Annotated in this window: 13 protein-coding genes; 9 read left to right on the top strand and 4 right to left on the bottom strand. The window is 58.6% G+C overall.

What is annotated here, in order from left to right; translation table 11 throughout:
- The first annotated feature begins 484 nt into the window (after positions 1-484).
- The 4 genes from hemL to F8I07_RS02045 are packed head-to-tail and all read left to right on the top strand — an operon-like array spanning position 485 to position 3,153.
- Positions 485-1,792, top strand: coding sequence for a glutamate-1-semialdehyde 2,1-aminomutase (hemL, locus tag F8I07_RS02060; RefSeq protein WP_292655086.1), 1,308 nt, complete (start codon positions 485-487; stop codon positions 1,790-1,792).
- On the top strand, positions 1,789-2,076 hold the full coding sequence (locus tag F8I07_RS02055) for an AtpZ/AtpI family protein (protein WP_292655084.1): 288 nt from the start codon (positions 1,789-1,791) through the stop codon (positions 2,074-2,076). The genes hemL and F8I07_RS02055 overlap by 4 nt, the downstream gene beginning before the upstream one ends.
- Positions 2,076-2,609, top strand: a complete 534-nt coding sequence (locus F8I07_RS02050) for a hypothetical protein (protein WP_292655081.1) — start codon at positions 2,076-2,078, stop codon at positions 2,607-2,609. Before F8I07_RS02055 ends, F8I07_RS02050 begins: the two co-directional genes overlap by 1 nt.
- Complete coding sequence (locus tag F8I07_RS02045; RefSeq protein ID WP_292655078.1) at positions 2,602-3,153, top strand: hypothetical protein; 552 nt, start codon at positions 2,602-2,604, stop codon at positions 3,151-3,153. The genes F8I07_RS02050 and F8I07_RS02045 overlap by 8 nt, the downstream gene beginning before the upstream one ends.
- A gap of 1 nt (position 3,154) precedes the next feature.
- Here the strand turns inward: F8I07_RS02045 and F8I07_RS02040 are convergent, their stop codons facing one another.
- The 4 genes from F8I07_RS02040 to rseP are packed head-to-tail and all read right to left on the bottom strand — an operon-like array spanning position 3,155 to position 6,415.
- Positions 3,155-4,105 (bottom strand): RsmB/NOP family class I SAM-dependent RNA methyltransferase, encoded by a 951-nt coding sequence (locus F8I07_RS02040; RefSeq protein WP_292655076.1) that lies wholly within the window; start codon positions 4,103-4,105, stop codon positions 3,155-3,157.
- Positions 4,098-4,619 (bottom strand): DUF2062 domain-containing protein, encoded by a 522-nt coding sequence (locus F8I07_RS02035; RefSeq protein ID WP_292655072.1) that lies wholly within the window; start codon positions 4,617-4,619, stop codon positions 4,098-4,100. Before F8I07_RS02035 ends, F8I07_RS02040 begins: the two co-directional genes overlap by 8 nt.
- Positions 4,620-4,626: 7 nt before the next feature.
- Positions 4,627-5,325 (bottom strand): YggS family pyridoxal phosphate-dependent enzyme, encoded by a 699-nt coding sequence (locus F8I07_RS02030; protein ID WP_292655069.1) that lies wholly within the window; start codon positions 5,323-5,325, stop codon positions 4,627-4,629.
- Positions 5,318-6,415: an RIP metalloprotease RseP gene (rseP, locus tag F8I07_RS02025; RefSeq protein ID WP_292655067.1), complete on the bottom strand. Its 1,098-nt coding sequence runs from the start codon at positions 6,413-6,415 to the stop codon at positions 5,318-5,320. Before rseP ends, F8I07_RS02030 begins: the two co-directional genes overlap by 8 nt.
- 102 nt (positions 6,416-6,517) lie before the next feature.
- On the opposite strand from rseP, the gene F8I07_RS02020 reads away from it, so the two are divergent.
- The 5 genes from F8I07_RS02020 to F8I07_RS02000 all read left to right on the top strand — a co-directional run.
- The gene (locus F8I07_RS02020; protein WP_292655065.1) at positions 6,518-7,630 is read left to right on the top strand and encodes a hypothetical protein; all 1,113 of its coding nucleotides are present in this window, start codon (positions 6,518-6,520) and stop codon (positions 7,628-7,630) included.
- 7 nt (positions 7,631-7,637) lie between these two features.
- Complete coding sequence (locus F8I07_RS02015) at positions 7,638-8,798, top strand: aminoacetone oxidase family FAD-binding enzyme (protein ID WP_292655063.1); 1,161 nt, start codon at positions 7,638-7,640, stop codon at positions 8,796-8,798.
- 4 nt (positions 8,799-8,802) lie between these two features.
- On the top strand, positions 8,803-9,078 hold the full coding sequence (locus tag F8I07_RS02010) for a DUF4282 domain-containing protein (RefSeq protein ID WP_292655061.1): 276 nt from the start codon (positions 8,803-8,805) through the stop codon (positions 9,076-9,078).
- Positions 9,079-9,292: 214 nt separating this feature from the next.
- Complete coding sequence (locus F8I07_RS02005) at positions 9,293-10,561, top strand: L,D-transpeptidase family protein (protein ID WP_292655058.1); 1,269 nt, start codon at positions 9,293-9,295, stop codon at positions 10,559-10,561.
- Between the two features lie 4 nt (positions 10,562-10,565).
- On the top strand, positions 10,566-10,851 hold a 286-nt coding region (locus F8I07_RS02000), incomplete at its 3' end, for an alpha/beta fold hydrolase (RefSeq protein ID WP_367264305.1).

Here is a 10,851-nt window from a genome sequence, read left to right as displayed (position 1 = left end):
GGCGGTAGGGTCTGAAATTGGGTCAGGTCGAGGCTGATACGGGTTTTGTTGACCGCTTTGGGGGTGACCCGGCTTTTGTGGAGCAGCCAGAGTACGAGCCCCGCTACAAGGAGGTGCAACAGAATCGATAGGGCCCATCCCAACCTCAATCGTCGAATCCTCGCCTCCTTGCCCTGCAGTCTTACGGGGGAATTATCGGGAGAATTGGTATAATCCCGTTGAATTCAGATCATAGAGTACCCTGAAAATTCCCGGTTTCACTCGACAGCTCTGGCAGTCGCGAACATGAGAAGCGTCCAACAAACGATACCTGCGTATCGTTTGTAGCTTCGGAACCGAAACGGTCGGAGCGAAGCGAAGCCATGAAGGAGCGCCCGTTTCACGGGTTGAGCGCTCCTTTGTCGCTATCGAGTGAAACCTCTCGGATACATGTTTTTCAGAGGGTACAATTATAAATATGCGAAATTATATCCAAAGGGGCATCATGGGTTACGAAAAGAGTGAAGCGGCATTTGCGGAGGCCTATCAGTATATTCCGGGGGGTGTGGACTCGCCGGTGCGGGCTTTTGGGAGCGTGGGGGGTGTGCCTCCTTTCATCGAGCGGGGAGAAGGTCCCTATCTTTACGATATCGACGGCAACCGTTACATCGACTATGTCCAGAGCTGGGGGCCGCTGATCTTCGGCCATTGTGATCCCGAGATCGAAGAAGCGGTGATCTCTACCGCCAAAAAGGGGCTCAGTTTCGGTGCGCCAACGGAGTTGGAGACGGCGTTGGCCAAAGAGATTGTCGATCTCTTCGACACCATCGACAAGGTCCGCTTCGTCAACTCCGGTACCGAAGCGGTCATGAGCGCTTTGCGCCTGGCACGGGGCTTCACCGGGCGGGACGATTTCATCAAATTTACCGGCTGCTATCACGGACATAGCGACAGTCTGCTGGTCCAGGCGGGCAGCGGGGCAGCCACCTTCGGAGCTCCCAGCAGCCCCGGTGTGCCGGCGGATCTGACCCAACATACCCTCCTGGCCACCTACAACGATCTGGAGAGTGTGGAGCGATGTTTCGAGCAGAGTGAAGGAGGGGTCGCCTGTGTCATCATCGAACCCATCGCCGGCAACATGGGGCTGGTCCCCGCTGACGAGAGTTTTCTGCAGGGGCTGCGTTTCCTCTGTGATGCTCACGGAGCGCTGCTGATTTTCGACGAGGTGATGAGCGGATTCAGGGCCTCGCTCAAAGGAGCTCAGGGACTGACCCAGGTGCAGCCCGATCTGGTGACTCTGGGCAAGGTGATCGGCGGCGGAATGCCGGTGGGGGCCTTCGGCGGTCGGGCGGAGATCATGCACCGCCTCAGCCCCGAAGGGCCGGTCTATCAGGCGGGAACTCTCAGCGGCAATCCCGTGGCCATGGCGGCAGGCTTGGCGAGTCTGCGCAAGCTCAAAAGCAATCCCTCCCTCTATGTCACCCTGGCGGAGCGGGCGAGAAAGCTGATGGACGGATTCGAAGCGGCGGCCAAGGCGCATGATCTGCCCCTGGTGACTGAAGTGCGCGGCAGTATGTTCGGCTTTTTCTTCACCGACGCTCCCGTGAAAAACTTCGAGGATGCCAAGCGGGGAGACAACGCGATTTTCAAGCGCTTTCATCGGGCGATGCTGGATCGGGGGGTCTATCTGGCCTGCTCCAGCTACGAGACAGGCTTCATCTCCACCGCGCTCGATGACGCGCTGATCGAGGAGACGATCCGAATCGCCTACGAAGCGATGGCAGAAGCCGCCATGCGACAGGAAGAGGGATGAACGACAACGATCCCAAAATGAAAAAGATCGTCACCGCCGCCGACGGGCTGAGCCTGGGAATCGCCATCGTCGTCGCCGTGCTCATCGGAGTTGCCATCGGTCTGGGGCTCAAAAAGCTCACGGGTGCGGGGTGGACTCTCTGGATCGGGGTGGCCATCGGAATCGGGGCGGCTCTGCGCAATATTCAGATCGCCTACAAAAAGCAGAAGGCCTCCCTGGATGAGCTGGCGGAGGACCCCCGCTATCGCACCCGCCGTTTTGACTATGAGGATGACGAGGAGTGATGAAAGCGACGCTGTGGACCCTGGCGGCCGGGGGAATCCTGCTGCTGCTTCTGACACTTCTCCTGGGGGATCGGGCCGTGATCATCAGTGCCCAGGTGGCCTACTGGAGCAGTACGCTGGTGGTGCTGGCCTCCTTCCGAAGCTATCGGCGGATGGTGCAGCAGCGCCTGGAAGCGGGAATGATTCCTGAGACTGGGGCTGACCGGGATCTGATCGATCGGATCGAGGATCCGCATGACCTCTACGGCGAAGAGGAGGAGGAGACGGAGGAGAAATCGGTCCGGGAGATGATTCGGGAGGAGAAGCAGCGAATGAAAAAACAGCGGCGTTCGCTCTCCCAGACTGCGCGGGATACACTGCCGGCCTTTTCTCTCTGGCGCCTGGGGGCTTATGGGATCCTGGCTGTCGGTTTCCTCTTTCTTAAAAGTCGGCATCAGCTTCATCTGGGAGCCTATCTGATCGCTTTGGCTCTGCCTTTGGTTCTGGCAATCTGGAGCCTGATGTACCGTGAGGGGAAGCAGCAGAATGCTTAGACGCTTGAGACGCCCCGGCTATTGGATCGTGCTTTTTGCGCTGTTGTCGGTCTATTTCTACCGACAACATCTTCAGCGGGAGGCGGCACAACGCTTGGCGGCAAAAATAGAGCTCTACCACACCTACGGTGAAACGGTTCTCCAAGGTTTGAGTGAAGGAAACTTTAGCGGGATCCAGCAGCATTTCACGCGCGGAAACAAAGGGGGGATCTCCTTGGAAGATATCGCGCTCTTCGTTACGACGCTTCATCTGGACCGCAGCCCCAAGGCACAATGGCGTGAATGGAAGAAGAAAGGGGGAGAGGTGACGATGAAGGGGCAGTTGACCTTGGAGGGTAATCTGAGCTATCCCGTGGATATGATGGTGGTCCGACGAGGTAATAAAATTCTGCTGAAAAAGCTGCATGTCGGCCCCAAAACCTTGCAACTGCATCCGGAGGGGTTCCCCTTTCGTTCATCTTCCAAAGAAGAGAAGCCAAAGGATAAGACGCTTTCGGAAAGTCATCTGCTCTCCCCCGACTCCAATCGTTCGCAAAAACAGTAATTTACACCGATCTCTTCTTCAGCAGGGCCAGGAAAAAACCGTCCATCTCTTCGGTCGGTAAGATACGCCGGGTTAGTTGTAGGGTGGGATCGAAACGCTTTTTCTCCCAGGCGGTCAAGCCCTCCATATGGTTGGGAACGGGCACGTTGACGGGCAGTAGCTTCGCTTCGGGCTTTTTCTTCAGGAGAAAGTCCACTACCGCTTCGTTCTCTTCGGGAGCGAAGGAACAGGTGGAGTAGAGGAGCCGACCGCCGGGTTTGAGGCTCTCCCAGGCCGAGAGGATGAGGCGCTTCTGGAGCCGCTGGCTCTCTTTGACCTTGCGGGGACTCCAGTAGGCGTAGCTCTCGGGGCGGAGCGTGGAGAATTTGGCCTCCGAGGAGCAGGGAGCATCCAGCAATACCCGGTCGAACATCAGCGGGCAGGCCCGGCCCACCCCCCGACCGTCTTTGAGGTAGGTGTGGATGATCGTGGCTCCGGCGGTCTCGATGTTGCGCCGAAGCCGGTGGAAACGTTCTTTGACCGGCTCCACGGCGCTGAGCCAGCCCCGATCCTCCATCATTCCCGCCATCATCAGGGTCTTGCCCCCGGGCGCGGCAGCCAGGTCCAGGATCTGCTCGCCGGAGCGGGGATCCAGCAGCCAAGGAGCCAGCATCGAGGAGAGATTTTGGATATAGAGCCGTCCCTCGTAAAAAGCATTGCTCTCGGTCAGGGCCCGGCGCTGGGCAGGGTCGCTCAGGCGAAAGGCCCCGGGGAGCCACTCCACCGGCTGGACACGCAGCCCCGCCACCTCCAGTTCACGGTGCAGCGCCTGGGCGTCGGTTTTGAGAGGATTGACGCGGAAAGTGGTGCTTTTGGGCCGATGGAAGCTCGCTTCGATGTCGGCGTAGCGTTCGGGGGGCAGGAGGCGGCGGAGCCGCTCGGTAAACCCGGCGGGGAGTTTCGCTTCACGCATCTTCGCTCCTTTCGGATAGGCGGAGCTTCTCCCGGGCCCGTTTTTCCCGCTTGACCGAGTCGATCCAGAGCCAGTTGATCAGGAGGTAGATGAGGGTGCTGACGACAACGGAGTAGAAGGCGGTCCCCACATAGAGAGGCAGGACGATCTCGCTCCAGTGCTCCCGGAACCACTCCATCGTCAGCTGGACGTCATGGACCCCGGGAAGCCCCAGGATCAGGTTGCCCGTGAGATACTCCATGTAGTACATCGCCGGCATGGTGAAGGGGTTGGAGAGCCAGACCATGCTGATGGCGATGGGGACGTTGAAACGCATCAGCGGCGTGGTGAGCACCACGCCGAGCATCTGCATCGGCATGGGGATGAATCCCCAGAAGAGCCCCACCAGCACGCCCCGGGAGACGGAGCGGCGGTTGACGGAGAAGTATTCACGGGGAATCTTGTATTTTGCCAGGAACTTCCCGAGTTTGCTCTCGGGATCGTGGGGCTTCTTTCTGAAGAGGCGGCGGATCATAGAGGGGTCAGGCGTCCCGGAAGAGGGCGGAGCCGATCCGGACCATGGTGGAGCCGCATTCGATGGCCAGCTCGAAATCCCCGCTCATCCCCATGGAGCAGATCTCGGCGCCGTCGCTGCGCAGCTCGTCGAAGATCCGGCGGGTGGTTTCGAAACTGCGGCGGACGATCTCCCGGTCTTCGGTGTGGGCTCCGATGGTCATGACCCCCCGCAGATCGATCCGCGGGAAACGTTCGGCGATCTCCCGGTAGGTCGCCACGGCGGCCTCGGGATCGACGCCGGCCTTGGTGGCCTCCCGGGCGCTGTTGATCTGGAGCAGGCACTCCATGGTTTTGCCTTTGGCCTCCAGGCGCTTGTCCAGGGCCTCGGCCAGCTCCAGGGAGTCGAGAGACTGGAGCAGGAAGGGATCACAATCGATGAGCTTGTTGATCTTGTTCTTCTGCAGACGGCCGATCATATGCCACTCCAGCGGCAGATCCTCCAGGGCCTCCATCCGCTCGGCCAGCTGCTGGACCTGGTTCTCACCGAAGGCCCGCTGCCCCAGGTCGTAGAGGGTGGCGATATTCTCGACGGCGGTGTATTTGCTCACCACCACCATTTTGACGATATGGTGCTCGTCCACTTTGATCCGTGCCGCTTCGATCCGCTGGATTACGGCATCCAGGTTGCGTGCCAGAGTCTCCCGGCTCAAAATCTTCTCAGCCATGTGCGCCTCCCAATAGTCGGTGAAAATCGTTGTAGAGTCCCAGGAACATGATGCCCCCCAGGATAAACCACCCCAGGACCGTCAACCGGTAGTAGGCGGTTTCGCTGGGTTCGTGCCGGGTGATCATCTCGTAGAGATTGAACATGATGTGCCCGCCGTCCAGGGCCGGGATGGGCAGCAGATTGAGCACCCCCAGGTTGACGGAGATGAGGGCGGTGATGAAGAGCAGATAGATGAAGCCTTCCCGGGCGAACTTCATCATCACGTCGAAGATGGTGAGGGGGCCGCCCACATTTTCGGTCCCCACCTCCCCGGTGCTCATCTTCTCCACTCCTCGGGCAATGAGCAGCGAAGCCTTTTTGGTCTCGTTCCAGGCGTAAAAGAGGGCTTCGGAGGGGGAGAAGCGGATCACGGTATCCCGTTTCACCGCGGGAGAGATCCCGATGATGCGGCGATGAATCTTCTGACGGAACTCGTTTTCGGCTTCGACTATTTTGGTGTGAAGCTTCAGTTGGAGCTCTTTTCCTTTGCGTTGGATCGTCAGGAGAATCGGATCGGGATCCTGTTGGATCGCCCGGCCGATCTGATACCAGTAGCGGATAGGGTGCTCATCGACGGCGAGAATCCGGTCACCGGGTTTTAATCCCGCTTGGGCTGCGGGGCTCTTCGGGGCCACTTTGCCCACGACAGGCGGGACATAATCGAGAGCGGTGATGAGCGGAGCGCCGTGCAGAGCGATGATGAGATAGAGGAAAAAGGCGACGACGAAGTTGGCCAGCGGTCCGGCCAGAAGGATGATGATCCGCTGCCAGGGTTTTTTGGCGGTGTAGCTGTCGGGGTCGCTGCTGTGCAGGGTCGGATCGCTATCGTCCTGCCCCTTCATCTTGACATAGCCTCCCAAAGGGATGGCGCTGAAGGCCCATTCGGTCCCGCAACAGTGTTTACGGGCGAAGATCTTGCCGAATCCGATACTGAAACGCTCCACCGTCACCCCTAAGAGCCGGGCGGCGGTGAAGTGCCCCAGTTCGTGGAAAAAGACCAGGACCGAGAGGGCGGCCAACGCAAGCAGAAGATAGAAGATCAGTGACATAGGACTCCAGATATTTTTTGTGAAAATTATATCGAAAAGCCTCGGGAGACGGTTCAGATTTTTTTGTTACAATTGACTCAATTCGATCGGAAAGGAGTAGTGATGGCAGACGAGAAAGAGCTGCAGCAGGAGAAGGTGGAGGTACGGGAGGCGTTTTCGGAGGCGGAAGCCGCAAAAGAGAGGAGAGAGGAGGAAAAGCCGAAGGAAACGGTCGTCGAGCCCGATCCCGAAAGTCCGGCGGCTGAAGAGAAAGGATCGGAAAGTACCTGTGAAATCGTCGTAGCCCCGGCAGAAGGAGATCGTCACACCCGGGCCCGGAAACAGGTGGAGGCGGCCCGGGCCCTGGTGGAGAGTGCCGATGCCGAGATCGAAGAGTGCATCGCCAAGATCCGCGATGATCTGGCGAAATTCGAAGCGTATGAGCATGCGTCGTTGGAGCCGGTGGTGGAAGAGAGTCGCCGGCTCCTCTCTGAACTGGGAGTAGGAGAGTTGCCCACCGGCGTTGTCGTCTCGGAGGTGGAGCTGGAGAATCCCGCGGAGGAGCGCCTGGAGATCGAGGATCTTCCTTCGGGAAAGGCCGGGGCCTTCGGGTGGGGCTTTCTCGTTGCGCTTTTGACCTTGCTGGGCTGGTACCTTTACGGGGCCTCCCGCGCCGGGCTCTCTCCCCTCCCTGACCGTATGCCGGATCTGGGGTTTTTCTCCGCCATTGCCGGAAAGATCTCCCTCCTGATCGACCAAGCGGCCAATCCCGCTGTGGGGGCGGCTATCGCCCTGGGAACAGCGCTGCTGGCGGGGTGGATTGTCTATGCGGTTCTGGTGGCGATGCGGGCGGCAAAAAATCAGCGTATTGCTGAGGAGATCGCCCAGGAGGCGGGTTTTTACTGCCGCAAAAAAGAGGAGTGCAAAGAGAAGATGGCCCAGGTGAGAGAACACCTAAAAGAGCTGCAGCGTACCGTCCAGAAATACCAGGTGCTTTTGGATGAGAAAAACGCCGCTTTACGCCGGGCCCTTTTTGTCGAAGATGCCGATTCACTCGAGAAACTGCATCAACGCTCCCGTCAAAATGTCGAAGAGATTCAAGAACTTTTGCAAGAGCTCAGCCGGCTGCTGGCCACGCCGATGGCTCGGGAAGGAATGTTGACCAAAGAGAGTACCGAGACACTTCGCCGCGCCAAGCGGGTCATCAACGACCGGATCCTGAGCCTCTACAGCTGAGCCGGGTGTGAGAGAAGACTACGATCTGGCGATCCTGGGGGGCGGTGCTGCGGGATTGATGCTGGCCGCCCGGCTGGATCCGTCGATCTCGGCGGTGCTCATCGAGGGGAACCGGGAACCCGGAGCCAAGATCGCCGTCAGCGGCGGGGGACGCTGCAACCTGACCAACACCGAAATCCGTCCGGAACGCTACCGGGGCGATGCCTCCTTTATCCGTCCTGTCCTGAAACGTTACGACCGACGATGGTTGTTGGAGTGGTTTCGGCAGCGGGGAGTGAAGACCCGGTTGGAGAAGGGGGCCCAATATTTCTGCGTCGATCGGAGTCCGGCGGTGATTCGGGCTTTGAAGGAAGCTGCTTCGAGTATCGACTCGTTCTATGGCACCCGCATTACAAAGGTCGAAAAAACATCAGAGGGCTTTCGTCTGATTTCGGAAGGGGGAAAGTCTCTGCAGGCGCGTCGTCTGGCGGTGGCAACGGGTGGGCTCAGTTTCCCCAAGCTGGGAGCGAGCGCTGTCGGCCTGGAGACTGCCGAGAGCTTCGGCCACCGTATTATCCGCCCCGCCCCGGCCCTGGTAGGTCTGACCCTTCAACCGGCGCAGAGCTTTTTCAAAAGCCTCAGTGGCGTGGCGACGGAGGTAGAGATCCGGGTGGGGGACCGGCGCTGGCGGGACCGGCTGCTCTTTGCCCACCGGGGAATCAGCGGCCCGGCGGTGCTCAACGCCTCGCTCTGGTGGGAGCGGGGGGAGATCTCCGTCGATTTTCTTCCCGGGGTGGATCTCGGCCTTTTCAGAAATGAGAAAAAGCATCTCAGCAGCCTCCTGCCCCTTCCCCGACGGGCAGCCAAAGCCTTTCTGGAGCATCTGGAGATCGCTGACGGCCCTTGTCACCGCCTGAACGTTTCCCAGTGGAAACGGCTGGAGGGGCTGCACGACTACCGTTTCGCACCGGCGGGAACCTTCGGCTACTCCAAAGCGGAGGTGACCCGGGGCGGGGTCTCGACGGAGGAGGTGGACCCGCAGACGATGGAGAGCCGACGGGTGCCGGGCCTCTATTTCGTCGGTGAGGTCCTGGATGTGACCGGGGAACTGGGAGGCTACAACTTCCAGTGGGCCTTCAGTTCCGCCGCCGTCTGTGCCGACGCCATCAACGCATCTGTGGTAGGATAGAACAATGCATACCCTGGCTGATTTTCTGACCTTCCGAACCTTCGTGACGCCTTCGGTGCTCCTGGGTATCTACTATCTGGGGGCGCTGGGGATGCCGGTTTTGTTCCTCTATCTCCTGCGCTTGGAAAGTTTTCGCAAGATAAGGGAGCAGCTCAAGAGTGCCTGGCAATGGCGTTTGATCATCCTCCTCTTTTTTCTGGCGGGGGAGCTGGCCTGGCGGATCTTTATCGAGTTTTTCGTCGCCTATTTCCAGATCCGCGCCGCGTTGATAGGTGTCTGACGCGTGTCAAAAAGACATGCAGGGGCGACTTGAAGCAAAAACTGATAAAATTAAGACAATTTTTTTAAAGATATCGGTTTCACTCGATAGCTCTGGCAGTCGCTAATGCCGTTGGCACCCCGTTGGGGCAAGCGCTCCTTTGTCGCCATCGAGTGAAACCTTTCTGAGCTATTTTTCAGAGGGTACAAAAAATATTGGAAAGTGAGAGACGCAGATGATTCAAAGGATAAGAGGGGGAGTGATTGCCGCGGCGGCGCTTTGGCTGGCGGGGTGTACCGGCGGTCCCCATTTCGGGGATGCCCAGGGGTGGAGCAGCTCCCAAAAAAGAGCGTTTGAACGGATCCTCGCTTCGGACCGCTACGCTTCGCTCTGTGAGCTCAGGCCGCTGTACGAGAGCTATCGGCAAACGCATGATACGCGTCTTCTCTCCAAACTCCTGGTGGGCTATACGAAAAATCTTGCCAATAGTTGCATCGATATGTCGGCGTTCAAAGCGGCCCAAAAGGCCAGAGAAGAGCGGAAGATCCATACAAAGTTCACCCCCTATCTGCAGAGTGTCTCCGCCTCCACGATCCTCTCCGAGCTTCGCAACGGCCAAAACATCGAGCAGATTCTGAAGCCCTACATTCCACCGGTGCCTCAGTTTGGCCGGCTTCTCTCGGTTTGGCACGGCGGCGGGCTCACGCCCGAGCAGCAGCGCAAGGTCCGTCTCAGCCTGGAGCGGGCCAAGCTGATGAAGCCCGATCCAGCAGCCTGGCAGACCTATTTCCTGGTCAATGTCCCCGAATTCAAAGTCCGTTTCTTTGAAAACGGTCGTTTGGCTTTTGTCATCAATACGGTGGTCGGCAGGAAAAACTGGCAGACCCCGATCTTCAGTGCCGAGATGAAATATGTGGTCCTCAACCCCACCTGGAATGTCCCCGACAATATCGCCCGTGCCGAAGAGATTCCCCATCTGCTCAAAAATCCGAATTATTTGAAACGCAAGCGGATGGTGGTACTCAAAAGCTACGATATCGACTCGACACCGGTCAATCCGAGACGGGTCAATTGGCACAAATACCTTCGGCCTGAGTGGAAGAAAAAAGAGCTCCCCTATAAGCTGGTGCAGCTGCCGGCCAAAGGCAATGCCTTGGGGCGGGTCAAGTTCCTTTTCCCCAACGGCAACTCCGTCTACATGCACGATACTCCTATGAAGTCGCTTTTCAAACGAAACTACCGGGCCTACAGTCATGGCTGTATCCGCCTGGCACGCCCCATGGAGATGCTGCGGTATCTGGCGGAGCACGGCTATTTGAGTGAAGACTGGACGCAGGTCAAAGCCGATCTGGGTACCTGGAAGCTCAAGACGGTGAGCCTGGTCAAACCGATTCCTGTTCATGTCGGATACTTTACCGCCTATGTGGCCCAGGGGGGCGGGGTGAGTTTCTTCCCGGATATCTACGGCTACGACAAGATCATGCAGCTCAAAAAGGCGCAGTAGGACCATGGCGAGTCGAACGATCCGATACGGCGGAGAGCCCTATGAGCTCTCCTACGAGATGCTGCATCCCTCCAAGGAGGCGACAATCCTCTTCCTTCACGGCTGGGGGAGCAACAAGGAGCTGATGCGACAGGCCTTCGGCCCGACGCTGCCCGAATGGCGGCAGCTCTATCTGGACCTTCCCGGTTTCGGCCAGAGCCTCAACGAACGTTTCCTACGCACCGCCGATTATGCGGCCATTGTCCGAACCTTCCTGCAGGAGATCGGCATCGCCCCAAGGGTCATTGCCG

It is taken from the genome of Nitratifractor sp., assembly GCF_015487065.1.
Taxonomy (GTDB): domain Bacteria; phylum Campylobacterota; class Campylobacteria; order Campylobacterales; family Sulfurovaceae; genus Nitratifractor.
Note: the sequence above shows the minus strand (reverse complement) of the source record. Positions and strands in the feature narration are given on the sequence as shown.